This is a genomic window from Mycetocola tolaasinivorans, assembly GCF_003667565.1.
GTDB classification, from domain to species: Bacteria; Actinomycetota; Actinomycetes; order Actinomycetales; family Microbacteriaceae; genus Mycetocola; species Mycetocola tolaasinivorans.
The window spans coordinates 152,419-177,432 of sequence record NZ_RCUX01000007.1; the positions used below are offsets into that span (position 1 = coordinate 152,419).

At 67.3% G+C, this 25,014-nt stretch carries 23 protein-coding genes and 1 tRNA gene; 13 read left to right on the forward strand and 11 right to left on the reverse strand.

Translation table 11 applies throughout. The annotated features are described in order from the left end of the window. Nucleotides 1-62: 62 nt before the first annotated feature. Entirely contained in the window at nucleotides 63-1,040 is a 978-nt protein-coding gene (locus D9V32_RS10530; protein ID WP_121648861.1) for a LacI family DNA-binding transcriptional regulator, read from the forward strand. 28 nt (nucleotides 1,041-1,068) lie between these two features. On the opposite strand, the gene D9V32_RS10535 is transcribed toward D9V32_RS10530, so the two are convergent. Then, nucleotides 1,069-1,142, reverse strand: a tRNA-Gly gene (locus tag D9V32_RS10535). A 194-nt stretch (nucleotides 1,143-1,336) separates the two neighbouring features. On the opposite strand from D9V32_RS10535, the gene D9V32_RS10540 reads away from it, so the two are divergent. Both D9V32_RS10540 and dcd read left to right on the forward strand, forming a co-directional pair. Beyond that, nucleotides 1,337-2,803: an outer membrane protein assembly factor BamB family protein gene (locus D9V32_RS10540; RefSeq protein ID WP_183086271.1), complete on the forward strand. Its 1,467-nt coding sequence runs from the start codon at nucleotides 1,337-1,339 to the stop codon at nucleotides 2,801-2,803. A 192-nt stretch (nucleotides 2,804-2,995) separates the two neighbouring features. Further along, on the forward strand, nucleotides 2,996-3,601 hold the full coding sequence (dcd, locus tag D9V32_RS10545) for a dCTP deaminase (protein WP_121648923.1): 606 nt from the start codon (nucleotides 2,996-2,998) through the stop codon (nucleotides 3,599-3,601). Between the two features lie 74 nt (nucleotides 3,602-3,675). On the opposite strand, the gene idi is transcribed toward dcd, so the two are convergent. From idi to D9V32_RS10560, 3 genes are all read right to left on the reverse strand, one after another. Further along, a complete protein-coding gene (gene idi, locus D9V32_RS10550; RefSeq protein WP_245982255.1) occupies nucleotides 3,676-4,194 on the reverse strand; it encodes an isopentenyl-diphosphate Delta-isomerase in 519 nt (172 codons plus the stop codon). 59 nt (nucleotides 4,195-4,253) lie between these two features. Further along, nucleotides 4,254-5,564 carry an MFS transporter gene (locus D9V32_RS10555; protein WP_121648864.1) on the reverse strand — a complete coding sequence of 437 codons (1,311 nt, stop codon included), beginning with the start codon at nucleotides 5,562-5,564 and terminating at the stop codon, nucleotides 4,254-4,256. Nucleotides 5,565-5,675: 111 nt separating this feature from the next. After that, complete coding sequence (locus D9V32_RS10560; protein WP_220700691.1) at nucleotides 5,676-6,209, reverse strand: TM2 domain-containing protein; 534 nt, start codon at nucleotides 6,207-6,209, stop codon at nucleotides 5,676-5,678. A gap of 244 nt (nucleotides 6,210-6,453) precedes the next feature. On the opposite strand from D9V32_RS10560, the gene dnaK reads away from it, so the two are divergent. The 5 genes from dnaK (at nucleotide 6,454) to D9V32_RS10585 (ending at nucleotide 11,751) form a co-directional block, all read left to right on the forward strand. Next, a complete protein-coding gene (dnaK, locus tag D9V32_RS10565; RefSeq protein WP_121648865.1) occupies nucleotides 6,454-8,304 on the forward strand; it encodes a molecular chaperone DnaK in 1,851 nt (616 codons plus the stop codon). Between the two features lie 4 nt (nucleotides 8,305-8,308). Continuing rightward, complete coding sequence (locus D9V32_RS10570) at nucleotides 8,309-8,935, forward strand: nucleotide exchange factor GrpE (RefSeq protein ID WP_121648866.1); 627 nt, start codon at nucleotides 8,309-8,311, stop codon at nucleotides 8,933-8,935. A gap of 3 nt (nucleotides 8,936-8,938) precedes the next feature. Then, nucleotides 8,939-9,898, forward strand: coding sequence for a DnaJ C-terminal domain-containing protein (locus D9V32_RS10575; RefSeq protein ID WP_121648867.1), 960 nt, complete (start codon nucleotides 8,939-8,941; stop codon nucleotides 9,896-9,898). A 90-nt stretch (nucleotides 9,899-9,988) separates the two neighbouring features. Continuing rightward, entirely contained in the window at nucleotides 9,989-10,471 is a 483-nt protein-coding gene (locus D9V32_RS10580; RefSeq protein ID WP_121648868.1) for a heat shock protein transcriptional repressor HspR, read from the forward strand. A gap of 83 nt (nucleotides 10,472-10,554) precedes the next feature. After that, complete coding sequence (locus D9V32_RS10585) at nucleotides 10,555-11,751, forward strand: class I SAM-dependent methyltransferase (protein WP_245982256.1); 1,197 nt, start codon at nucleotides 10,555-10,557, stop codon at nucleotides 11,749-11,751. Here the strand turns inward: D9V32_RS10585 and D9V32_RS10590 are convergent. Together D9V32_RS10590 and D9V32_RS10595 are read right to left on the reverse strand one after the other, a co-directional pair. Further along, nucleotides 11,748-12,377, reverse strand: a complete 630-nt coding sequence (locus tag D9V32_RS10590) for a response regulator transcription factor (protein ID WP_121648869.1) — start codon at nucleotides 12,375-12,377, stop codon at nucleotides 11,748-11,750. The genes D9V32_RS10585 and D9V32_RS10590 overlap by 4 nt on opposite strands. Then, complete coding sequence (locus tag D9V32_RS10595) at nucleotides 12,370-13,629, reverse strand: sensor histidine kinase (protein ID WP_121648870.1); 1,260 nt, start codon at nucleotides 13,627-13,629, stop codon at nucleotides 12,370-12,372. The genes D9V32_RS10590 and D9V32_RS10595 overlap by 8 nt, the downstream gene beginning before the upstream one ends. Before the next feature lie 171 nt (nucleotides 13,630-13,800). Here D9V32_RS10595 and D9V32_RS10600 point away from each other — a divergent pair, with 171 nt between their 5' ends. Continuing rightward, nucleotides 13,801-14,754 (forward strand): alpha/beta fold hydrolase, encoded by a 954-nt coding sequence (locus tag D9V32_RS10600; protein ID WP_121648871.1) that lies wholly within the window; start codon nucleotides 13,801-13,803, stop codon nucleotides 14,752-14,754. 66 nt (nucleotides 14,755-14,820) lie between these two features. Here the strand turns inward: D9V32_RS10600 and D9V32_RS10605 are convergent, their stop codons facing one another. Beyond that, on the reverse strand, nucleotides 14,821-16,158 hold the full coding sequence (locus D9V32_RS10605) for a M23 family metallopeptidase (RefSeq protein WP_147440445.1): 1,338 nt from the start codon (nucleotides 16,156-16,158) through the stop codon (nucleotides 14,821-14,823). 308 nt (nucleotides 16,159-16,466) lie between these two features. Here D9V32_RS10605 and D9V32_RS10610 point away from each other — a divergent pair, with 308 nt between their 5' ends. Together D9V32_RS10610 and D9V32_RS10615 are read left to right on the forward strand one after the other, a co-directional pair. Then, nucleotides 16,467-18,611, forward strand: coding sequence for an ATP-dependent Clp protease ATP-binding subunit (locus tag D9V32_RS10610; protein WP_121648873.1), 2,145 nt, complete (start codon nucleotides 16,467-16,469; stop codon nucleotides 18,609-18,611). A 120-nt stretch (nucleotides 18,612-18,731) separates the two neighbouring features. Further along, nucleotides 18,732-19,040, forward strand: a complete 309-nt coding sequence (locus D9V32_RS10615; protein ID WP_121648874.1) for a rhodanese-like domain-containing protein — start codon at nucleotides 18,732-18,734, stop codon at nucleotides 19,038-19,040. A 65-nt stretch (nucleotides 19,041-19,105) separates the two neighbouring features. On the opposite strand, the gene D9V32_RS10620 is transcribed toward D9V32_RS10615, so the two are convergent. From D9V32_RS10620 to D9V32_RS10625, 3 genes are all read right to left on the reverse strand, one after another. Next, nucleotides 19,106-20,035, reverse strand: a complete 930-nt coding sequence (locus tag D9V32_RS10620) for an aldo/keto reductase (protein ID WP_121648875.1) — start codon at nucleotides 20,033-20,035, stop codon at nucleotides 19,106-19,108. A 135-nt stretch (nucleotides 20,036-20,170) separates the two neighbouring features. Continuing rightward, nucleotides 20,171-20,398 carry a hypothetical protein gene (locus D9V32_RS16050; protein ID WP_147440446.1) on the reverse strand — a complete coding sequence of 76 codons (228 nt, stop codon included), beginning with the start codon at nucleotides 20,396-20,398 and terminating at the stop codon, nucleotides 20,171-20,173. Then, nucleotides 20,385-20,975 carry a nitroreductase family protein gene (locus D9V32_RS10625; protein WP_121648876.1) on the reverse strand — a complete coding sequence of 197 codons (591 nt, stop codon included), beginning with the start codon at nucleotides 20,973-20,975 and terminating at the stop codon, nucleotides 20,385-20,387. Before D9V32_RS10625 ends, D9V32_RS16050 begins: the two co-directional genes overlap by 14 nt. A 236-nt stretch (nucleotides 20,976-21,211) precedes the next feature. On the opposite strand from D9V32_RS10625, the gene D9V32_RS10630 reads away from it, so the two are divergent. Continuing rightward, complete coding sequence (locus tag D9V32_RS10630) at nucleotides 21,212-21,667, forward strand: hypothetical protein (protein WP_121648877.1); 456 nt, start codon at nucleotides 21,212-21,214, stop codon at nucleotides 21,665-21,667. A 150-nt stretch (nucleotides 21,668-21,817) separates the two neighbouring features. Here D9V32_RS10630 and acs read toward each other — a convergent pair whose 3' ends face one another. Beyond that, nucleotides 21,818-23,863 carry an acetate--CoA ligase gene (acs, locus tag D9V32_RS10635; RefSeq protein ID WP_121648878.1) on the reverse strand — a complete coding sequence of 682 codons (2,046 nt, stop codon included), beginning with the start codon at nucleotides 23,861-23,863 and terminating at the stop codon, nucleotides 21,818-21,820. A 136-nt stretch (nucleotides 23,864-23,999) separates the two neighbouring features. On the opposite strand from acs, the gene D9V32_RS10640 reads away from it, so the two are divergent. Then, on the forward strand, nucleotides 24,000-24,992 hold the full coding sequence (locus D9V32_RS10640) for a malate dehydrogenase (protein WP_121648879.1): 993 nt from the start codon (nucleotides 24,000-24,002) through the stop codon (nucleotides 24,990-24,992). Nucleotides 24,993-25,014: the final 22 nt, after the last annotated feature.

Genomic DNA, 25,014 nt, shown 5'->3' on the forward strand with positions numbered 1-25,014 from the left:
AATCTGTCAAGCCGAGGGGTGTGTTGTTGGTACTCTAAAAAGATTGACGTGCAGGAGGACCGATGGCCAGACGCGTGAGTCTCAAGGATGTGGCAACCGCCGCGGGGGTCTCCCCGACGACGGCGAGCCGCGTGCTGGCCGGGGTGGATCGCGGTGTTGCGCCCGAGCTGGCCGAGCGCGTTCAGGCGGCCACGGTGGAGCTCGGCTACCGCGTGAATGCGGCGGCGCGGGCGCTGCGCCTGCAGACCACCGGATCGATCGCCCTCGTGGTGCCCTCCGTCGCGAACCCGTACTACGCCGAGTTGGTCGCCGCCTACTCACGGCAGCTGGATGCCGAGGGCCGCCGCGTCGTGACCTTCGACACCAACGATTCGGTGACGAGTGAGCGCCGACAGCTTGAAGACATGGATCGCGTCCTGGTGGACGCCGTGCTGATTGCCCCGGTCGATCATGAGGGCAGCGCCCCCGCGATTGCGGCCCTCGCGGCCACCCACACGGTGGTGCAGGTGGACCGCATCGCCGCCGGCGTGAGCGCCCCCGCGGTGCGCCTGGACAACGCCGCGGGCATCCGCCTGCTCGTGGATCACCTGCACGCGAGCGGCCGGGAGCGCATCGTGCTGGTGGACGCCGAGCCTCGCTCCTCGGCCAGCCGCGAGCGGGCCGAGGCGTTCCGCGCGGTCACCGGCCTTGGCTGCACGGTGCTGCAGATGCCGACCTTCTCGATGCACAGCGGCACCGAGGCCGCCCGAATCCTGCGCGACAACGCGGACATGCCGGACGCCGTGATCTGCACCGCCGACGTCGTCTCGCTCGGCCTCCTCACGGCCTTCCAGCACGCGGGCCTGCGCGTGCCCCAGGACGTGGCACTCGCCACCTTCGATGGCACCGCCCTCTCGGGCGTCACAAGCCCGGGCCTCACCACGCTGGAATCCGCGGTGGACGAGATCGTGCGCGCCTCGCTGGAGATCGTCGACGGCACCCGCACCGAAAGCCTGCTGGTGCAGCCGCGCGTGCTGGTGCGGGAGTCGACCGGGCACTAGTGAGTGGGCCGTGCACGTGATGAAGAACTGGAGCGAATGACGGGAATCGAACCCGCGCTACCAGCTTGGGAAGCTGGAGTTCTACCATTGAACTACATTCGCGTATCGCGTCGGCCCGGTACTCGCGCCAACTGATTCGCCTACGGTATCACAGCGCGGAGTGCAAAATCTGAAGTGCCCGTCACCGGAGGGTTTGCGTGGCGGGACCCCTACGATATTTCGCCGCGAAACAGTAAACATATCTAATGGTATGCTCTCGGTTTGGCTCACATTTGGGTCCTTCACCGGGGAGAGAGATGAAGCGCACAGCGGCGGTTCTTGGAGTGGTGGCTGCGGCCACCCTGGTCCTGGCTGGTTGTACCAGCCCACTCGTCGAGGAGGAGGCAAAGCCGGTCGTCAGCGATACGGCGCTCACCACCGTCCTTACGCCCACGTGGACCATCGACGTAAAGCCCCTCGGCACAAACGCGGTCCCTGTCGTAGACGACACCGTTTTGGTGTACGTGAAGACTCCCGATGCCGATATTTCACTCGCCGCATACGATGCCGCGAATGGCGAACTACGATGGACGCGTCCCGCGAGCATCAATAACAGGGTTGGTGGCCTGCTCTATCCGATGGTTATCGGGGAGGACACTCGGCCACTCGTCGCAAGCATCGGCGTGCCGCAGGAACAGCCTAACGGCACCTGGGCACCGGAGTTCGCGCTTCTCGACCCGAAGACGGGCTCGGTTGAAGCGATGATCGCGGGCGATTGGGTGAGTAGCTTGTGGGACTGTGGGCTCAGCAATGGCGTGTGTTTCTGGGGAAATACTCCCGGTGTGAGTGATGGCGCTCGCTATCAGCTCACCCTCGATCAGGGTGTGCGTCCGTATAAGAGCGGGCTCGGGAACTATCCGCGTACTCGGAGCCTGGGGGCAGGTGTGTGGGGCGTAGCTGACGAATCGGGGGCACAGTCCCTGGTTCGTGTGGTTGACGGCGAGGAGACATGGAAGGTCCCGGCTGTCGATGTGGTGGGCGGCGATGGCGACGTGATCGACTCCCTCGGTGGCTGGTACCCGCTTGAGGAAGACGGCATGCTCCAGTTCAATGCGACCGGAGTGACCGCGCCGGAGACCTTTGTGTCCTCCGCCTCGGAGGGAAGAGCGGGCGCGATTGACCTTGCGACGGGCACGCTGCTGTGGAGTAACGAGGGGCAAACAACGTGCTTCTCTGACTCCGTGAACCCGGTGTTCTGCAGCGGTGACTTTTCATTTAGGAGGGACGTCACTGACGGGCCGCTCTCCATCGAGACCGGCACGGTGACCGTAACCGGCGTGGACCCTCGCACGGGTGAATCCGCGTGGGATGCCCAGATTGAGAACCTCTCTGGCCTGACGAACCTGTCCCAGGGTGGCGCCTTGCGTTCGTTTGGCCACTACTTGCCGGTTCGCGCTGAGAACGACATCGTCCTGATCGATCGCAAAACAGGGAAGCAGTCGCGCCTTAAGGGCACAGAAGCTATCGGCTGTACCGTCCCGACCAAGGCCACTTTTTCTCGCGATTCGATCCCCGCTGGCCTCAAGATGGTAACCGAGGTTACGGGTGCTGCTCTCGAGGCATGTACCGCAAATGGGTCGAGTACTGATGTGAGCACGTTTACTCAGGCCCTGGTTGACGGATCGGGTTCTCGGGTGCTCGTGGACGGCGCGTGGAAGCACGGTAGCGCGGCGCCCGTAAGTGTTGTGAGCGCGGAGAACGCGATTCTGGGCTACGTTCGCTAAGCACCGTTTGCGTCGAGAGGTCCGCTGATGTCCAGATCAGCGGCCCTCTTCGCGTGTGTGGGGCATCCCGACAGATGCGGGGTTTCCGGCCGAACGCGTCTCCGCATCGCGATGCTTGTTTTCCACGCGGCGGCGCATCCGGGCGGGCCGGGTGAGGCATAATCCGCGGGAACCCGCGATAGTATGGGCCTCGTGCTGCTCTCCGACCGCGATATCAAAGCCCAGATCAACGACAACCGTATTGGGCTCGAGCCGTATGCGCCCGAGCTCGTTCAGCCCTCGAGCGTCGACGTTCGTCTCGACCGCTTCTTCCGGCTGTTTGATAACCACAAGTACTCCTACATTGATCCCTCGGAGGAACAGTCGGAGCTCACCCGCATGGTCGACACCGACCCCAACGAGCCCTTCATCCTGCACCCGGGTGAGTTCGTGCTCGGCGCCACCTATGAGCGCGTGACCCTGCCCAACGACATCGCTGCGCGCCTCGAGGGCAAGTCCTCGCTCGGCCGCCTCGGCCTACTGACCCACTCGACCGCCGGATTCATCGACCCCGGATTCACCGGCCACGTGACCCTGGAGCTCGCCAACGTCGCCAACCTGCCGATCCGCCTGTGGCCCGGCATGAAGATCGGCCAGCTGTGCTTCTTCCAGCTGACCTCCGAGACCGAAAACCCCTACGGTTCGGCCACCGCCGGCTCGCACTACCAGGGCCAGCGCGGCCCCACCGCCTCGCGCTCGTTCCAGAACTTCAAGCGCACGGACATCGCGGACACCAGCCAGGGCGCGCTGGGCGAATAAGCCCGCGCACAAGCCCTGCGCACGCCGCATACACAAAACGAGCCGTCCCGAGGGGCGGCTCGTTTTGTGTGTACCTAGCGGTTCAGCTGCTCCAGCTGCTCGACCAGCCACGGGCTGATCGACCAGGGCGCGATGCGCGCAAGCTGCGCGAGGTCCTCGGGCTCGACCCAGCGGTACTCGGCCACCTCGTCCGGGTTGGGGGCGAGATCCGAGCTCAGCGTGGCCGAGAAGACCGGGCAGATCTCGTACTCGACGATGCCGCTGGCATCCACCGCGCGGTAGCGGAAGTCCGGCAGGAGCGGGCTGATGCCGGTGACGGTGGTGCCGAGCTCATCGGCCGCCCGTCGCGCGATCGCCGACTCGAACGACTCCCCGGGAGCCGGGTGCCCGCAGAAGGCGTTGGTCCAGACCCCGGGCCAGGTGAGCTTCGACACCGCACGGCGGGTCAGCAGCACGCGGCCGCGCTCATCGGTGATGTGGCAGGAGAACGCGAGGTGCAGTCGGGTGTCGTGATCGTGCACCTCGGCCTTATCGGCCACGCCGATCGGTTCGCCGTCCTCGGACAGCAGCTGCACATACTCGCGGTTAGACATAACCACCATTCTCCCTGCTGGAGCCGCGGCGCGCGAATGCTTCGGGAAAGCCGCGCGGGCTAGGCCTTCGCGGCGGGGGTGCGCACCGGAATCATCAGGGCCAGGCCGAGGGCCAGCACCAGGACGAGGCCGAGAATACCGAAGTACTGCGCGCCACCCACGGAGATGAAGAGGCCAAACGCGGCCGGAGCGATGAACGACACCGCGCGTCCGGTGGTCGCGTACAGGCCAAACATTTCGCCCTCCTTACCCTCGGGAATGATGCGGGCGAGGAACGAGCGCGAGGCCGACTGCGCGGGCCCGACGAACGCGGCGAGGCCGAGGCCGAAGATCCAGAACAGCGTGGTGCCCGCATCGTGCAGGAAGAACAGGATGATGCCGAAGGTCACCAGACCGATCAGCGAAGCGAGGATCACCGTGCGCGCACCGAAGCGGTCATCGAGGCGGCCCGAGGCGATGGTGACCACGCCGGCCACGATGTTTGCGGCCACCCCGAAGATCAGCACGTCGCCGCCGCTGAACCCGAAGGTGCCGATCGCGAGCACGCCGGCGAAGGTGAAGACACCCGCGAGACCGTCGCGGAAGATCGCGCTCGCGATGAGGAACTTCGCGGTGGTGCGGTCGTTGCGCCAGAGGGCCACGAGGTCACGGCCGAGCTTGCGGTAGGAAGCAAAGAAGCCGATCTTTGCGCCGGGGGCGGCGGTGCCCGGGGTCTCGGGAACCACCCGCAGCACCGGAATCGCGAAGAGGCCCAGCCAGGCGGCGGCGATCAGCATCGAGACGCGCACGTCCCAGCCGTCGGCCGAGGTGATGCCAAACATGCCCACGTCCGGGCCAATCAGGGTCACGTAGAGGAACAGCAGCAGCACGATACCGGCCACGTAGCCGAGGCCCCAGCCGAAGCCGGAGATCTTGCCGATCGTTGACGGGGTCGAAATCTGGCCGAGCATCGCGTTGTAGTTCACCGAGGCGAACTCAAAGAACACGTTGCCGGCGGCCAGCAGGAAGAGACCCACCCACAGGAGGTCGGGCTTCGGGGCCACAACGGCGAGGCCCGCGGTGATCGCGACCACCAGGTAGGTGTTGACGCCGAGCCAGAGCTTGCGATGGCCGCTGCGGTCGGCGCGCTGGCCGGTGATCGGCGCGAGCAGAGCGATGACCACCCCCGCACCGGCGATCCACCAGGAGAGCTGCGCCGAAACGAACGCCTCGCCACCAAACGCCGGGTTGCCGGTCAGGTACGCGGTGAACACAAAGGTGGTGACCACGGCGTTAAAGGCGGCCGAGCCCCAGTCCCACAGACCCCACGCTAAAACCTGCCGGGAGAGCAGTCGCGGTTCTGGTACAGAGGGCGAGATAACAGACGTCATGGCCTCAGGGTACTGCGCCAAGGCGTCTCATTGGCAACCGTTATGTAAACCGCAGGGGCGTGCGTCACGCGGGCACCCCGCGAAGCGCCCCGATGAGGGGCTGCGCGGGCGCTACTCGCGCAGCGGGCGACCCTCGGCATCGGTGGCAAACGCTCGGGCGCGGGCCAGGATCATGATGCCCTCGATCAGGCCCCAGATGGCGGCGGCGCCGAACGTAATGATGGTCGCGGCGATCTGCAGCAGGCCGATGCCAATGTAGCCCAGGTAAAAGCGGTGCACGCCGATCGATCCCAGGAAGATGCCGAGGAGGCCCGCGGTGAGGCGGCTCTTGGCGGCGGGGTCATAGCCGGCGTAGCCGGGCTGCGCGTACCCCGCCGCATCGGGTGCGGGCTGCGCGTAGCCGGGGTGCGGATAGGACTCGGTGCCCGGGGCCGCGGGATAGGCCGGCTGGGCGGCGGGAATCTGGCCGGTCAGCGGGGCGGGATAGTGCGGGAGCGCGCGGGCCGGATCGGACTCGGTGGCGGCCGCCGGCTGCGACTGAGGATCGGCGGGCGCGGGTGCGCCGGAAGCCGGCGTGCCGGGTGCGGGGGCGACGTTATTCGGCTGGGCGGTGGGTTCCGCACCAGAAGGATCGGTCGTGCTCATGCCTACAGATTACTTGAGGATCGGCGTGTTTCCGGGAGGAACGCCCGTTTTTTCGCGCCAAATCCAAAGTTGAGTCGGCTAGGCTCAACATTTCCTGTGAGCGGCTTGACACACGTGATGCACCCGGTAAACTTGAGCCTAGGCAGCTCAACTATGGGATTGCCGCCGACTTCGGGTTCGGTTACCCGAGCCCGGGAATTGTTCAGGGTATTCGCCCCTCGGGGCGAGAACGAAGGAGAAACACATGGCACGTGCAGTAGGTATTGACCTCGGTACCACCAACTCGGTGGTTTCGGTCCTCGAGGGTGGAGAGCCCACCGTTATCGCTAACGCCGAGGGTGCTCGCACCACCCCGTCGGTTGTTGCATTCACCAAGGATGGCGAGGTGCTCGTCGGTGACACCGCGAAGCGCCAGGCCGTCACCAACGTTGACCGCACCCTCGCGTCGGTCAAGCGCCACATGGGCACCAACTGGACCTTCCCGGTCGACGAGAAGAAGTACACCCCGCAGGAGGTGTCCGCTCGTATCCTCGCGAAGCTGAAGCGCGACGCCGAGCAGTACCTGGGCGACACCGTCACCGACGCCGTCATCACCGTCCCCGCCTACTTCAACGACGCCGAGCGTCAGGCCACCAAGGAGGCCGGTGAGATCGCGGGCCTCAACGTGCTCCGCATCATCAACGAGCCCACCGCTGCCGCCCTGGCCTACGGCCTCGACAAGGGTAAGGAAGACGAGCTCATCCTGGTCTTCGACCTCGGTGGTGGAACCTTCGACGTCTCCCTCCTTGAGGTCGGTAAGGACGACGACTTCTCGACCATTCAGGTCCGCGCGACCTCCGGTGACAACCGCCTCGGTGGAGACGACTGGGACCAGCGCGTTGTTGACCACCTGGTGAAGAAGTTCAAGGAGACCACCGGTGTCGACGTCTCCGGCGACAAGATCGCCCTGCAGCGTCTGAAGGAAGCCGCCGAGCAGGCAAAGAAGGAGCTCAGCTCCTCGATGTCCACCTCGATCCAGCTGCCCTACCTCTCGCTGACCGAGTCCGGCCCCGCCAACCTTGACGAGACCCTGACCCGCGCACAGTTCGAGAACATGACCAAGGATCTGCTCGACCGCACCAAGAAGCCCTTCCAGGACGTTATCCGCGAGGCCGGCGTCAAGGTATCCGACATCGCGCACGTTGTGCTCGTTGGTGGATCGACCCGTATGCCCGCCGTGGCCGAGCTGGTCAAGGCCGAGATCGGTCGCGACGCCAACAAGGGTGTCAACCCGGACGAGGTTGTGGCCGTCGGTGCCGCCCTGCAGGCCGGTGTGCTGAAGGGTGAGCGCAAGGACGTTCTGCTGATCGACGTCACCCCCCTGAGCCTCGGTATCGAGACCAAGGGTGGCATGATGACCAAGCTGATCGAGCGCAACACCGCGATCCCGACCAAGCGCAGCGAGACCTTCACCACCGCCGACGACAACCAGCCCTCGGTTGCGATCCAGATCTTCCAGGGTGAGCGCGAGTTCACCCGCGACAACAAGAACCTGGGTACCTTCGAGCTGACCGGTATCGCACCGGCACCGCGCGGAATGCCGCAGATCGAGGTCACCTTCGACATCGACGCTAACGGTATCGTCCAGGTGTCCGCCAAGGACAAGGGCACCGGCACCGAGCAGAAGATCACCATCTCCGGTGGTTCGTCGCTGTCCAAGGAAGACATCGAGCGCATGGTGCGCGAGGGCGAGGAGCACGCCGCTGAGGACGCCAAGCGTCGTGAGCAGGCCGAGACCCGCAACTCCGCCGAGCAGCTGGCCTACTCGATCGAGAAGCTGATCAAGGACAACGAGGACAAGCTCCCCGAGGACGTCAAGAACGAGGTTCAGGGCGACGTTGACGCACTGAAGTCCGCTCTGGCCGGCGAGGACGAGGACGCCGTCAAGGCAGCCTTCGACAAGCTGAACGAGTCGCAGGTCAAGCTGGGCGAGGCCATCTACGCCCAGAGCCAGGCCGAGGCCGCCTCGGCCGAGGGCGCACCGGCAGCAGCCGAGTCCGATGAGGACGTGGTTGACGCCGAGGTTGTTGAGGACGACGAGTCGGAGAAGAAGTAACATCATGACCGAACAGAACCCCACTCCCGAGAACGAAGAGCCCACCACGGGCGCCGAGTCCGGCGAGCACGGTTCGACCCAGGAACCGGGGGCCGCTGAGGCCCCCGGTTTCGGGGCATCCGAGGATGCCACCGAGGTCGAGACCGACGCCGAGACCGAGGCCGGGTCCGAGGAAATCTCCGATGAGGAACTGGCAGTGCTGTCCGGCCAGGTTTCCGCCGACGAGATCCTCGCCGACCTGCAGCGCGTCAACGCCGAGTACGCGAACTACCGCAAGCGCACCGAGGCCAACCGCGCGATCGAAAAGGAGCGCACCGTCGGATCCGTCCTGACCGCACTCCTGCCGATTCTGGATGACCTCGACCGCGCCGCCAAGCACGGCGACCTCACCGAGGGCACCGCGTTTGCGCTGCTCGCCGAGAAGCTGCGCGGCACCGTGGAAAAGATGGGCCTGACCCCCTTCGCCGTCGCCGGCGAGGCGTTCGACCCGAACCGTCACGACGCCATCTTCCAGCAGCCCAACGCCGAGGTCACGGTCGAAACCGTGGCCGACGTGGTCGAGACCGGTTACCTGATCGGTGAAACGCTGCTGCGTCCCGCCAAGGTGGTCGTCGCGATCCCCGCGGAGTAGCCCATGGCAAGCCAGGACTGGTTCGATAAGGACTTCTACAAGGTACTCGGGGTGTCCAAGGACGTCACCGACGCCGAGCTGAAGAAGGTGTACCGGAAGCTTGCGCGGAAGCACCACCCGGATTCGAACCCGGGCGATGCTGCGAGCGAGGCAAAGTTCAAGGAGATCAGCGAGGCCTACTCGGTCCTCAACGATCCCGAACAGCGCGCCGAGTACGACCAGATGCGCGCCATGGGTGCCGGGGCGCGGTTCACCGCCCCCGGCGGTGGCCGCGCGGGCGGCGGCTTTGAGGACGTCTTCCGCGGTCGCGGAGGCGGCCAGCAGGGCGGCTTCGAGGACATGTTCAGCGGCCTGTTTGGCGGCGGTGGGTTTGGCCAGTCCGGCGGAGGTTTCCGCGGGTTTGGCGGGCCCACCCCCGGTCAGGATGTCACCGCAACCACCACGATCGACTTCATTACCGCCGTGCAGGGAGACACCGTCAGCCTGCAGACCGGTGATGGGCGCACCATCAAGGTGAAGATTCCCGCCGGCGTGGCCGACGGGAAGAAGATCCGTGCGCGCGGCAAGGGCCGTCCCTCACCGGACGGTGGCACCGCGGGCGACCTGGTGCTCACGGTCAACGTGCGCAAGCACCCGGTGTTCGAACGCGAGGGCAACAACCTGCGCGTCACCGTGCCGGTCACCTTCGTCGAGGCCGCCCTGGGCGCCACGATCGAGGTGCCCACGCTCGGCGGCGATCCGGTGAAGCTCCGGGTAGCCCCGGGCACACCGGCCGGCCGGATCCTCCGGGTCAAGGGCCGCGGCGTCACCAGCGGCTCGGCCACGGGAGACCTGCTCGCGATCGTTCAGATCGCGGTGCCGGGCCACCTGAGTGCCGAGGCCGCCGAGGCGCTGCGCGCCTTTGAGGCCGTCGGCCCCAACGAAAACCCCCGCGCGGACCTCCTGGCCCGCGCCCGCGGCTAACCCCGGTTCGCCGCACCCGCTCGGGGCCGGTGTTCACACGAGCATCGGCCCCGGGCCGCACCCGATACACCCGTACGGAAGGAGCATCCCATGGACGAGCACTCACCGGTGTTTGCCATCGCGATCGCCGCCGAACTCGCGGGAATGCACCCGCAAACCCTGCGCCAGTACGACCGCATCGGGCTGGTCAGCCCGAGACGCACCGCGGGGAAGTCCCGCCGCTACTCGATGCGCGACATCACCCAGCTCAAAACCGTTGCCAGACTGAGCGCCGAGGGCGTCAGCCTCGAGGGCGTGGCCCGCCTGCTGAGCCTCGAAAACCAGGTGGATGCACTCACCCGCCGCGTGCGCGAACTCGAGAGTGCCCTCGCCTCCGAAATGCTCAAGAGCCCGGGCCGCCGCGTGTTTGCCGCGGGCCAGGCCGGAGACATCATCAGCCTCCGCAACGGGGCGCGCACCCAGCGCCGCACCGAGGTCGTGGTCTGGCGCCCGGATCCGGCGTTCTTCGCCGATGAGGACGGCCTCGATGAGGAAGACGATCCCGAGTTCGACGACATCGCCGAGCGCGACTAGATTCCATCGCCGGCGTGCGCTGACGCACGCCCCGAAACACCGTCTCGGTGCCGGCTCCCGGCCCACGCGGGTAGTGTTGCAGGGTGAGTGAAACCCCTGGCACTGCGCCCATTGACCTTGATTTTTCCGCCCTGCGTCGCCACCCAGACGTCGAGGGTGACAACCTGCACGCGGTGGACGCGACCGACCGACTGATTCTGGACGAGGCCGCCGAGGCCCTCCGCGGCATTCCCGGTGAGGCCGTCGTCGTGATCGGCGACCACTACGGTGCCCTGACCCTCGGCGTCATCGCTACCCACGGCCTGAGCGGCGTGCGCGTCTCCCAGGACTCCCTGATCTCGGAGCACGCCCTCGTCGGCAATGCCGAGCACGCGGGCCTCGCGGGCACCTTCGTCTCGCTCCCGCTGGGGGCCGAACTCCTCGCCGGCGCACGCGTCGTTCTCGTGCAGCTTCCGCGTCAGATCGCGGCCCTGGACGAGATCGCCCGCCTCATCGCCATCCACGCCGACCCCGAGGTCATCGTTTACTCGGGCGGCCGGATCAAGCACCTGAGCCCGGCGATGAACGCCGTGCTGGGGGAGTCGTTTGAGTCCGTACACGCCTCGCTGGCGCGGCAGAAGTCCCGCCTGCTGATCGCCTCCGGGCCGCGCGCCGTGGAGGCCCGCCCGGCCTCTCGTGCCGAGATCCAGGACCCGGACCTCATCGTCTGCGCGGGCACCCAGACCTTCGCCGGCGCGAGCCTCGACATCGGTACCCGCGAGCTGCTGCGCTTCCTGCCGAAGTTTGCCCGCTGGGCCAAGGTGGCCGTGGATCTCGGCAGCGGAACCGGCGTGATCGCCTCCGCCGTGGCCATGGCGCGCCCGAACATTCACGTCATCGCCACGGATATTTCGGCGGATGCGGTGGCCGCAACCCGCGCCACCGCCGAGGCCAACGGCGTCGCCGATCGGGTTGAGGCCCGCCGCGATATCGGGCTCTCCGCACAGCCCGATGCGAGCGTCGACCTCGTGCTGCTGAACCCGCCCTTCCACACAGGTGCGACCGTACACGCGGGCCTCGCCGAGGCGCTGTTCCGCGAGGCGGCGCGCGTGCTGCGCCCGGGCGGTGAGCTCTGGACGGTGTACAACACCCACCTGGGCTACCGCGGTGCGCTCGGCCGGATCGTCGGCCCCACCAACCAGCGTGCGCGCAGCACCAAGTTCACCGTGACGGTGTCCACGAAGGCCGATCCGGCCGCCGCGGCAGCGTCGGGAGCAGCCGCGGGCTCACCCGCGGCCTAGATCCAGCCGTTATCCCAGGCGATCGTTGCGGCCTGCACGCGGGAGTCCGCGTGCAGCTTCAGCATCGCCGCCGAGGTGTGGTTGCGCACGGTTCCGTGCGCCAGGTGTAGCTTCTTGGCCACGGCCTTCGTGGGCAGCCCCTCCCGGGTCAGCCTCAGCACGTCGCGCTCGCGCGCGGTGAGCGGGTTGTCATCCTCGGTGAGGGCGGCCGCCGCGAGCGCACGATCGATATAGCGTTCCCCGCGGGCCACCGCGCGAATAATCTGGGCGAGCTCCGCCGCCGGCGTCGACTTGGGTACAAAGCCCGCGATACCGGCGGCGAGGGCGCGCTTCAGCGTACCGGGGCGCGCGTGCCGGGTGACCAGCACGATGCGGGTGTCCACCTCGCGCAGGATTCGGGTGGCCGCATCCACCCCGTCAAGTACGGGCATTTCCAGATCGAGCAGAACGATATCGGGCCGGAGATCGATGGCCGCGTCCACCGCGGACCCGCCATCCGAGACATCCGCGATCACCCGGAGATCCGGTTCGAGCCCGAGGAGGGCGACGAGCGCGCCGCGAATGAGCTCCTCATCATCGGCAATGAGCAGGCGCAGGGTCGTGGCGTCGATCGCGGACTCACTCATGGCTGCTCCCTCGCGGAATAACGCTGCCGGGCACGTGCACGGTCAGGGTGAAGATACCACTCTCGCGGCTGTGCCGCACGGATCCGCCGACCGCGTGCACCCGCTCACCGAGCCCGGCAAGGCCGGTGCCCGCCGCGTTCTGACGGCGGCCGAGAGCCCCGTCGTTTTCCACCGTGAGATCAAATCCGCCGGTGCCGGCGGCCAGCGTGATCCGCGCGCGGGTGGGGCGTGCATGGCGCAGCAGGTTCGTGGTGGCCTCGCGAATCGCGAGCGCCAGTACCGTCCCGATCTCGGTCGGGATGGGGGCATCGGTAATCTCCAGCGTGCAGTCGATCCCCGCCGAGGCGAGCACCGATGCGGCCCCGCGCGCCTCAACCGCGACCGTCACCGTGCGGTAGTTATTCACCACCGCCCGGGTGTCCTCGAGCGCGGCGCGACTGATCGCGCGGATCGCGGATAGCTCGGCCGCGGCCCCGGCCGGGTCCCGCTCCAACAGCCGTTCGGCCAGTTCACTCTTCAGCGCGATCACCTGCAGGTTGTGCCCCTGGATATCGTGCAGGTCGGTCGCGAAGCGTAGCCGCTCGCGCGCGATCGCGAGTTCCGAGGCCATGGCCCGCGCGCGATCCATGCGCTCGAGAATGCGGAGGCTCCAGATCACCGAGGCATAGGTGAGCGGCAGCAGGACGAGGCCCAGCGCCAGCAGAACAAACAGCGTGATATCCGACAGGGTGGCCTGGATATCGAGCGGTCGGTGTGCGGCGAGAAGCCCAAATAGGTACCCGCCGGCGAGGAGAACCAGGCTGCCGAGGAACACCCACGCGCGGGCGGAGACTGAGACCAGGCACAGCAGCATTCCCGTCGCGACGGTGAGCGTGATGGCCCAGTTCCAGGAGCCGGTCGGGGAGGAGGCCCCGATCAGCCAGGTGGCGACGGCGCTGACGGTGAGGGCGAGGGGGAGGGGTCGAAGGATGCCGCCGGGTACGGGTTCGCTCGCAACCTCCCGCACCACCCGGGAGACCAGCGCGCAGGCGAGCGCGGTGGTGAGGATGGTGAGCGCGGAGAGCAGGATCATGCGCCAGGGTTCCGTCTCCGGATCGGCGAGGATGAGCTGCATGAGCCCGAAACTGATGTTGACAAACCAGAGGCTCCAGCCGGTGTACCGGCGTCCGCGGGCGAGGTCGGTGGCACCCCGCGCGGCGGCGTTGGCGGCGGGGTCTGTGGGACCCAACCGAGTGGAGGACACGTCGGACATGACCCCAGCCTAGCGACCGCCCGGAACCGCGGGCAGGGATCGGCCCAGAACCGTGACACCTGTCACGGGTACGGGTGACACCGTGACACTGCCGCGCGATCGCGCAGCCGGAGAAACTGGATACATCAGCGGAAATCCCACACTGGGCCCCGCAGGAAGCACGGGTACATCATGAAGAAGATCATCAGGGTTCCACTCATCGTCATCGGGTCGATTGCGGCCCTCATCGCCGCCGGCCTCGGTACCACCACCGTGGTCAACGCGGTGGCCAGCCAGCGCGAAATGGCGAACCTCGAGCACTACGGCCAGCTGGTCGACGTGGATGGCAAGAAGATGAACGTACTCGTGCAGGGCGATGGGCCCGAAACCATCGTGATGCTGCCGGGCCTCGGCACCGGCGCCCCGGCGATCGACTTCGCCCCGGTAATCGACAGGCTCGCGAGCACCCACCGGGTGGTCGCGGTTGAACCCCTGGGCTATGGCCTGAGCGATGACACCGATGTGCCGCGCACCAGCGCCAACATCGTGAAGGAGGTGCACACCGCGCTCGGCGACCTGGGCATCACGAAGTACGCGCTGATGGGGCACTCGATTGCCGGGATCTACGCGCTCGACTACATCAACACCTACCCGAGCGAGGTCACCGCGTTTGTGGGCATCGACTCGAGCGTCCCGAACCAGCCCGGAAGCGAGAGCATCGAGAGCCTGGAGTCCGTGCGCGGCCTGAAGTCGCTCGGCCTCATGCGGGTGCTGGACGGTCTCGCCCCGAACATGTACGAGGGCGTCGATGCCTACACCGATGCTCAGAAGGAGCAGATGGCCGTGCTCGCCCGGCACAACGCGCTGAACGACGTGGCGGTGAGTGAGGTGGGCCTGACCGCCGAGAACTTTGCCGCGGCCAGGGCGCAGTCCTTCCCGGCGGACTTCCCGGTGCTGCTGTTTGTCGCGGACAGCGACAACGAAGAGGTGCCCGGCTGGCTCGAACTGCACGAGGAGCAGGCCGCGACCACGACCAACGGCGAGGTCATCTCGCTGAAGGGCGAGCACTACCTGCACCACACCCAGAGCGAGGCCATCGCTAACGACACGATCGCCTTCCTCTCCGCCCACCCCGCGGCGAAGTAACCCCCCCAAGAAACACCTCGGCCCCCGCACGCGCTGTGCGGGGGCCGAGGTGTTTGTGCCGGGGTGCTAGATGCGCACGCCGCGCGCCCGCAGGAACGCGGCCGGATCGGTGTGGCTTCCGCCAACGTAGATCTTGAGGTCGAGGTGCGGGCCGGTGGCCACACCGGTGCTGCCCATGAAGGCGATGACGTCGCCGCCATTGACCCGGGCACCGACGCGGACGTTGAAGGCGCTGAGGTGGCCGTAGTAGGACTGCACTCCGCCGCCGTGATCAACGATCACGCGGTTTCCGAAGGCGCCGGCGTTGCCGGCGAAGGTCACGGTGCCCGAGGAGACCGCCTTGATCGGGGTGCCGGTGCCGCCGCCGAAGTCGAGGCCGGCGTGGAACGGTGCCGAGCAACCCTTGGGGCACATGACCGGGCGGGGACCGTACGGCGAGGTGATTCCTCCGGGGGCGGGACGCCACCAGCCGGACTCTGAGCCGGCCCAGTAGGTGCCGGTGCCGCCACCGGTCTGCGGTGGGGGCGGGGGCAGGACAACGCCGCCTCCGCCGCCTCCGGTGCCGGGCTTGGGCTTATTGGCCTCGGCCTGGCGACGGGCTTCCTCTTCGGCGCGCTTGCGCGCGGCTTCCTCCTCGGCGCGCTTTCGCGCCTCCTCGGCACGTACGGCCACACCCACGGCGTACTGGGTTTCCTCTTCGACGCGGGTGCCCTTGAGGGTGGCCAGCTGCTCGATCAGGCGAGACTGGTTGGCCTCCTGCTCGGCCACGGCGTTCTGCGCGGCGGCGGAGGCGGTGGTTGCGCGGTTCAGGGCCGACTCGGCGTCGGCCCGCGCCTGGGTGAGGATGTCCGAGGCCACGGTGGCCTGGTCGTTGAGGGTGGTGACGAGGTTGGCGGCCTGCTTGGCGCGATCGAGGACCTCGGTGGAGCGCTCGGTGAGCTTGGTCATCGCGCCGAGCTTGTAGAGGGCGTCATCGGCGTTCTCGGGGTCTCCGAGGAGCTCGAGGGAGACCGAGTTGCCGGTGCTGCGGCCCATCTTTGACATCAGGACCGCTACCTGGCCGGCGGATTCCTCGGCGGCCGTGGTGGCCTCCTTGACCTGCTCGGCGAGGCGGTTGGAGTTGATCTCCGCCTGGGTCGCGATGGTGTCGGCCTGCTGGTACTCATCGGCGGCGATGTTGGCGGCGGCCTGAGCGTTTGCGACGTCCACGTTGAGGCCCTGGATCAGGCCCTCGACCCGGGTGACCTCGGCGGCGGCGGTCTGCTCATTCTGGCGCGCCTGCTGGACGTCATCCCAGGAGGGGTAGTCGGCTCCCGCGGCGTATGCCGGGGAGGTGATCCCCAGACCGCCGACGAGCACGCCAAGGGTGAGTATTGCGGCGCCCATACGGGTGCGAACTCTCACGTTATTGTTCCTTCCAGCCGGGGTGCCCACTCGAGGGTGGGCCGACGCAGGGGACGCGCCGTCTCACAAGTACATCAAACCTAACTCGAATCCGCTGGATACGGTCGCGTTCGGTGGGCGTGTTTGCCCTTTTGTGGAGTGCCCCCTACGGGAAAAGTGCACCGGAGATTCACGAGACAATCAGGAACTTGTCAGATTCACGCGGGGAATATCGGTGGCGAGAATGCGTTGAACCGGGTAAACTTGAGTCAACAACACTCAAGTTTTGCGGGCGCTCGTCCCGCACCGAGTCGACAAGGAGAAAACCCGTGCAACCAGGTCAGCAGCCATCCCAGGAACAGGCGAAGAGCGCCCTCGAGCAGTACGGTGTCAATCTCACCGCGATCGCGGCGACCGGAAAGCTCGACCCCGTGATCGGCCGTGACGCCGAGATTCGTCGGGTGAGCCAGGTGCTGACGCGCCGCACCAAGAACAACCCCGTCCTGATCGGTGAGCCCGGCGTGGGTAAAACCGCCGTGGTGGAGGGCCTCGCCCAGCGCATCGTCGCGGGCGACGTGGCCGACTCCCTGAAGGGCAAACAGCTCGTCTCGCTCGACCTCGCCGCCCTCGTGGCCGGTGCCAAGTATCGGGGCGAGTTCGAGGAGCGCCTGAAGGCGGTGCTGCAGGAGATCAACGACGCAGACGGCCAGATCATCACCTTCATCGACGAACTGCACACCCTCATGGGTGCCGGTGCCGGCGAGGGCTCGGTGGCCGCGGCCAACATGCTCAAGCCCATGCTCGCCCGCGGTGAGCTGCGGCTGATCGGTGCCACCACGCTCGATGAGTATCGTCAGTACATCGAGGCCGATGCCGCGATGGAGCGCCGCTTCCAGCAGGTGTACGTGGGCGAGCCCTCGGTGGAGGACACCATCGCGATCCTGCGCGGGCTCAAGGAACGCTATGAGGCGCACCACAAGGTCACCATCGCCGATAGCGCGCTGGTGGCCGCCGCCTCGCTGTCGAGCCGCTACATCCCGGCGCGCCAGCTGCCGGATAAGGCGATCGACCTGATCGATGAGGCCGCCTCCCGCCTGCGCATGGAGATCGACTCGGCTCCGGTCGAGATCGACGAGCTGCGTCGCAGCGTCGACCGCCTGAAGCTCGAGGAGCTCGCGCTCAAGCGGGAGAAGGATGACGCCAGCAAGCAGCGCCTCGCCGACCTCCGTGCGGATCTCGCGACCCGGCAGGAAAAGCTCGGCGAACTGCAGGCCCGCTGGGAGCTCGAGCGCGCGAGCCTCAACCGCGTGGGTGAGCTGAAGGAGAAGCTGGATCGTGCCCGAATTGAGGCCGATCGTGCGCAGCGTGAGGGCAAGCTGGAGAAGGCGTCCAAGCTGCTCTACGGCGAGATTCCGGTGATCATGCGCGAGCTGGCCGAGGCCGAATCGAGCGAGATTTCGGCGGACAAGATGGTCAACGACCAGGTCGGTGCGGATGATATCGCCGCCGTGATCGCGGCCTGGACGGGCATCCCCGTGGGTCGCCTGCTTCAGGGTGAAACCGAGAAGCTGCTGCACCTCGAGCGTGAGCTGGGTCGCCGCCTGATCGGGCAGCGCAAGGCGGTGGCCGCGGTGGCGGATGCCGTGCGGCGTAGCCGTGCCGGGGTGTCCGATCCCAATCGCCCAACCGGATCGTTCCTCTTCCTCGGCCCGACCGGCGTCGGCAAGACCGAGCTCGCGAAGGCCCTCGCGGAGTTCCTGTTTGACGATGAGAAGGCCATGGTGCGCATCGACATGAGTGAGTACGGCGAGAAGTTCGCCGTGTCTCGCCTGGTGGGTGCGCCGCCCGGATACGTGGGCTACGAGCAGGGCGGTCAGTTGACCGAGGCCGTGCGTCGCCGCCCCTACTCGGTGGTGCTGCTCGATGAGGTCGAGAAGGCTCACCCCGAGGTCTTCGACATCCTGCTGCAGGTGCTCGATGACGGCCGCTTGACCGACGGTCAGGGCCGCACGGTGGACTTCCGTAACACCATCCTGATCCTCACCTCGAACCTCGGTTCGCAGGTGCTGATCGACCCGACCCTCTCCGCGGATGCGAAGGAGACGATGGTGCAGCAGGCCGTGCGTCAGGCCTTCAAGCCGGAGTTTGTGAACCGCCTCGATGACATCGTGGTGTTCCAGGCGCTGAGCGAGGAGGACCTCGGCCAGATCGTCGAGCTGTACATCGATCGGCTGCAGCGCCGGTTGTCCTCGCGTCGGCTGGAACTCGCCGTCACCCCGGATGCTCGGGCCTGGCTGGCCGAGCGCGGATACGACCCGCTCTACGGTGCGCGTCCGCTGCGCCGGCTCATGCAGAAGCAGATCGACGACCGCCTGGCCACCGCGCTGCTCTCCGGAGCGGTACGGGATGGCGACACCGTGGTGGTGGACCTCGCCGCGGGTGGCGAGACCCTCGAGATCCGCACCGGCGAATAGGTGACAGGGTAGTGACGCGTGACGGCCCCGGGACTTTCCCGGGGCCGTCACGCGTTGGAGTGAGCGAGGTATACGCTCGAAGCCGTGGGTTTGGATAAACCCCGGGAAGGAAACTAGGACATGCAGGAAATTACCGTGACCGAACTGGCCGCCCTGAACCCGGGTGCCGCACTCATTGACGTGCGCGAACCCGAGGAGCACGCGGGGGGCGTGGCCGCCGGTGCGACCCTGCTGCCGATGAGCACCTTCATGGAGCGCGAGGGCGAGCTGCCCGAGGCCGACACCCTGTACCTGATCTGCGCCGGTGGCGTGCGCAGCGCACGCGTTGGCGCCTACCTCGAGCAGAAGGGCCACACCGTGGTCAACATCGAGGGCGGAATGAACGCCTGGGCGCAGGCCGGCCTGCCGATCGTCGCCCCCGAGGCCTAGCCTTTCGACACGAAAGCACCCCCGCGATCCTTGGGATCGCGGGGGTGCTTTGTGTGGTGCGTGGGTTACGGCAGGGTGTGACCGGCTGCGGTGAAGATGCGGTACCACTCCTCGCGGGTCAGCGGGAGCTCGGAGCCGGCGGCGGCCTCGGCCACGCGGCCCGGGTTGGTGGTGCCGAGGACCACCTGGATGTTGGCGGGGTGGCGGGTGATCCACGCGGTCGCGATCGCGGTGGGGGTCACGCCGTACTTCGCGGCCAGCTCGTCCAGCACGTCGTTCAGCGGGCCGAAGGCCTCGCGGTCACCCAGGAAGACGCCGTCGAAGAATACCTTCTGGAACGGCGACCAGGCCTGCAGGGTGATGTCGTTCAGGCGGGCGTAGTCCAGCAGGCCGTTGTCGCGGCTGATGGACTGGTCAAGGCCAGCCATGTTCGAGGCGATACCCGAGGCGATCAGCGGGGCATGGGTGATGCTCAGCTGCACCTGGTTGACGATCAGCGGCTGGGCCACGTACTTCTTCAGCAGCTCGATCTGGCCGGGGGTGTGGTTGGAGACACCGAAGTTACGCACCAGACCCTGCTCGTGCAGCTCGGCGAACGCCGCGGCGACCTCCTCGGGCTCGACCAGGGTGTCCGGGCGGTGGAGCAGGAAGACGTCGAGGTAGTCGGTCTTGAGGGCGGCGAGGGCCTCGTGCGCGGTGGTCACGATGTGCTCGCGGGAGAAGTCGAAGTAGCCCGGACGGATGCCGACCTTCGACTGGATGATGACGTTTTCGCGCTCCTCGGCGGTGAAGGTTACGGCGTTACCGAAACGCTCCTCGCACGCGTGGCGGGCGCCACCGTAGATGTCCGCGTGGTCGAACACGTTGACGCCGGCGTCAATCGCGGAACCCACCAGGGTGCGGATGTCCTGGTCGCTGAGCTCGGCGATACGCATGAGCCCAAGAATGATGTTGGAGGCCTGGAGGTTGCTCTGGGGAAGGGGGAGAATCTTCATCCCCCTATTCAATCGCATCTCGCGCGTGGCGTGCACCCCGCACCCCCGCTTTTTGCGGGTAAATTACCGCGTGTTAACGCGGTGACGCCACGCGCAATACCGGGGGATCAGTATTACGCGTGGCGTCGGCTTAGGTTAGCCCACCGGGGTGAGCCGCGGTTCATCGATCGCGGTGTTGTCGATCCGGTCGCGATCCGAGGCGGGAGTGCGAGCGTTCAGATCCAGATCCGCCTCGAGCCCGGCGAGACCCTGCCGAACGAAACCGAGGTGGAGCAGGCTGATCCGGAAGCGCAGCACGGCCAGGCCGACCGTGCAGGCCTTCCAGAATCGGCGCCGACGAGTCGGCGCCTTAGTCGTTGACAACAACGATCTCATCGAGGGCCTTGCGCTCGCGGGGAGCGGTCTCGCGCGAGCGCAGGAAGTCGTCCTCGAGGGTCTCCGGAGCGGCAAGCTCACCGAGGGCGGAAACGGTGAAGGGGACAAAGCCCTCCTCGAGACCGAACGAAGCGGTCAGGGCGGCGGGGTCGAAGCCGGCCATCTGGTGCACGTACAGGCCGTCCTTGTGGGCCTGAACGCTCAGGTGAGCGAGCGACTGGCCGAGGTCGTAGATGGCCCAGGGCTGGTCTCCACCCTCCTCGTTCTTGGTGGCGGCAACGGCAACCAGCAGGACGCTGGCGTGCTGAGCCCAGGCCTGGTTGAAGCCGACCAGCGCGTCCACGATCTTCTGGAAGGACTCGGTGCCGCGGCGGGCCACGATGAAGCGCCAGGGCTGGCTGTTGTTGGCGCTCGGCGACCAGCGGGCGGCTTCGAGGGCCGAGGACAGCTTGGTCTCGTTGATGACGGCGTCCGCAACGTACGCACGCGGGCTCCAACGACCGGCGAGCACGTCGCTGATCGGGGCGGAGGTCTGGGCGTGACGGGTGGTGTCGATGGTGGTCATGGTGAGGTCCTTTCGGGCGCTTGATGTGCCGCGGCGGGGAATGTAATCCGCGAATCTGAGGTTGTTATGTAAGTCGTGCAACGCGATTCCCGCGGGGCACGAGAGCTGTAACGTGTGGTCTGGGCGTTCGTATTCCCCGGATGACGAAAAAAGTTGCATAAGATTTACGATGAATCTCTAGTCCCCCTAGATATTCGAGATTTTGACCTAAAACCCCGAGAACGGAAGGATCGATCATGACGGTGGAACCCGAAACCCGTCCGCTGCGCGCGACCGCACGGCGTGCAGGACGCTGGTGGAAAATCGAGATCCCCGAGCTCGACACATCCGGTCAGTCGCCCACGGTACGCGACATTCCTGAGATTGCGGCGGAAATTGCGAGTGAGTGTCTGGCGGTATCCCCGGCCAGCGTCGTGGTCGACACCGAGATTGAGCTCCCGGGCGAAGCCGAGGCGCTCTGGGCCGCCGCCGCCGAACAGGAGGAGGCCGGCCGCGCCGCCCTCACCGAGGCCGCCCGCCTGCGCCGCGAAACCATTCGCGCGCTCTCCGAGCAGGGTCTGCGCCAGGCCGATATTGCCCGCCTTTTGAACCTCACCCCGCAGCGCATCAACCAGCTCATGACGACCGAGGGCAACGGCTGCCCCTCCGAGGCGGGTGCCGTGCCCACCGGCAAGGAGTGCGGCGAGGCCTAAACCCGTCCAGTCGCGGACAAGTAGCGGAAATCTCCGGAGAGATCGGTGAGGACGCACGCGGTCGGTGTTAGATTGAGGCCAACCGTTCAGCCCGCCCAGTCATCTGGTGTGGGCTGGATTTCTTTCACCCGATAACAATTGCGGCGAGGCCTAGCGCTCCGCGTAGATGGCGGCGATGCGCGCGGGGACGGTGTCGTCCTGCAGGCTCGTGACGTCGCCCAGCGGGCGGGCATCGGCGATGTCCACGAGCAGGCGGCGCATGATCTTGCCCGAGCGGGTCTTGGGGAGGTCGGGCACCAAGACGACCTCGCGGGGCTTTGCGACCGCACCGATCTGCTCGCGAATGTGGTCCTGGAGTTCGCGCGTCACCGCGGCGGACTTCGCGGCCCAGGCCGCCGGATCCGTGTCGTCCGGGCGGTCATGGGAGGGGATCACGAACGCGGCGATGGCCTGCCCGGTCACCGGATCCGAGATGCCCACCACGCCAGCCTCGGCCACGTGCGGGTGCGATACCAGCGCGCTTTCGATTTCGATCGTGGAGAGGCGGTGGCCCGAGACGTTGATGACGTCGTCCACGCGGCCGAGCACCCAGATGTCGCCGTCCTCATCCCACTTCGCGCCGTCGCCGGAGAAGAAGTAGCCCTGGCGGGCGAAGCGCTCCCAGTAGGAGTCGCGGTAGCGTTCGGGGTTGCCCCAGACGGTGCGGGCAAGCGCCGGGCCGGGGCGATCCACCACGAGGTAGCCACCCGAACCGTAGGGCACGCGTTCGCCGGCCTCGTCGACGATGATCGCGCTGACGCCGGGCAGGGCGCGCGTGGCGGACCCGGGCTTGAGGGTGCTTGAGCCGGGTAGTGGGGCGAGGATCGCGGCACCGGTTTCCGACTGCCACCAGGTGTCGACGATGGGGAGCTCATTGCGGCCGAAGTTGTGCCGGAACCACACCCACGCCTCGGGGTTGATGGCCTCACCCACGGTGCCGAGCAGGCGCAGGCTGGAGAGGTCGTAGCCCTCCGGCAGGCCCTCGGGGAACCAGCTCGCGAGGGTGCGAATGAGGGTGGGCGCGGTGTAGTAGGTGGTCACGCCGTAGCGCTCGATGATCTCGAGGTGCCGGGCGGGATGCGGGGTGTTCGGGGTGCCCTCGTAGATCACCTGGGTGAGGCCGTTGGAGAGCGGGCCATAGATCTCGTAGGTGTGGGCGGTGACCCAGGCGAGGTCCGCGGTGCACCAATGGACGTCGGAGTCCTTCGCATCAAAGGCCGCCCAGTGGCTCCAGGACGCCTGGGTCAGGTAGCCGCCCGAGGTGTGTACGAGCCCCTTGGGCTTGCCGGTGGTGCCCGAGGTGTAGATGATGAACAGCGGGTTTTCGGCGTCAAAGAACTCGGGCTCGTGGGTGTCTTCGGCGACGTCCACGGTGTCGTGCCACCAGACGTCGCGGCCCTCGGTCCAGGCGATATCCGAACCGGTACGGCGGACAACCAGGACATGCTCGATACTCTCGACACCCTCCACGGCGGCATCGGCGTTGGCCTTCACCGGCACGGCGGTGCCACGGCGGTACTGCCCATCGGTGGTGATCAGGAGCTTGGCGCGGGTGTCCTCCACTCGGAAGCGCAGGGCCTCGGCGCTGAAACCGCCGAATACCAGCGAGTGGATCGCGCCGAGGCGTGCCACCGCGAGGGTTGCGATGATGGTTTCCGGGATGACCGGCAGGTAGATGACCACGCGGTCGCCGCGGCCGATGCCCAGCTCGGCCAGGGCGTTAGCTGCCCGCGACACCTCGCGCTGCAGCTCGGCGTAGCTGATTGCCCGACGATCCCCGGGCTCGCCCTCGAAGTACAGCGCGATCTTGTCCCCGCGCCCGGCGGCCACGTGTCGATCCACACAGTTCACCGCGACGTTCAGGGTACCCCCGGCAAACCAGGTGGTCTCGGGGATCGAGAGTGTGCCATCCGGCTGCTCGGTGGCGGGCTTCCAGGTGTGTACCGAATCCCAGGGGTGCTCCCAGTCCAGCCGGGCGGCCTGCTCGGCCCAGAAGGCGTCCGGATCCGCGGCCGCACGCGCGTACTCGCTCGGCGGGACGTTTGCCCGCTCGGCCAGGTGTGCGGGAGCCGGGAACGCGCGGGTTTCCGCGAGGAGCGCGGCCAGTGCGGGTTCGGGGCTGGTGATCGAGGCGGGGGCGGATGCGGGGGAGGGCATACCCCCAGGCTAGGCAGCGCGGGCGATTGCCGCCGGGCGGGGCGTAACCGGCCGTAACAGGGGCGTTCCGTCACGAGACCAACATTTTTGGGATGAGGGGGGACAGAACCAAAGACCCCGACCTAGACTCAGCGGTATGAGTACATCACCGGTCACCATTGCCGTCAGCGGCGCGGGCGGAAACATCGGCTACGCGCTCCTCTTCCGACTCGCCGCGGGGGATCTCCTCGGCCCCGACACCCGGGTGCGGCTGCGCCTGCTGGAGGTGCCCGCTGGCGTCCCGGCGGCCGAGGGCACCCGGCTCGAACTGATCGACGGCGCCTATCCGCTGCTGGTCGAATCCACCGTGCACACCGACCCGGCAGAGGCCTTTGCCGACGCCAACATCGTGTTCCTCGTGGGCGCAAAGCCGCGCACCGCGGGCATGGAACGCGCCGACCTACTCGAGGCCAACGCGGGTATCTTCGGGCCCCAGGGCCGCGCGATCAACGATCACGCGGCACCGGACGTGCGCGTCATCGTGGTGGGCAACCCGGCAAACACCAACGCCCTGATCGCGCAGCGCAACGCCCCGGACCTCCCGCCCGAGCGCTTCACCGCACTCACCCGGCTGGATCATAACCGCGCCATCGGCATCCTCGCGCATCAGGCCGGGGTGCCGGTAGACACCATTTCGGGCATCACCGTGTGGGGCAATCACTCGCCCACGCAGTATCCCGACCTCAGCCACGCCAGCATCCGCTCGGTGCCGGCGCTCGCCGTGGTGGACGCCGACTGGGCCAGCACCGCCTACATCGAGCGGGTGGCAAAGCGCGGGGCGGAGATCATCGCCGCCCGCGGGCTGTCCTCCGCGGCCTCGGCGGCGAGTGCCGCGATCGATCACATGCGCGACTGGGTGCTCGGCACCCCGGGTGACTCCTGGACCTCGGTGGCACTGGTATCCACCGGGGCCTATGACGTCCCCGCGGGCATCGTCTCCTCCTTCCCCGCACGCTCGGTGGAGGGCCGCTGGCACGTGGTCGCCGGGCTCTCGATCGACGGGTTCTCGCGCACCCGCATCGACGCCTCGGTGGCCGAACTGATCGCCGAACGAGACGCCGTGGCGGCCCTCGGGTTGCTGCCCGGCTAGCCGGCACCGCAGGAAATAACGG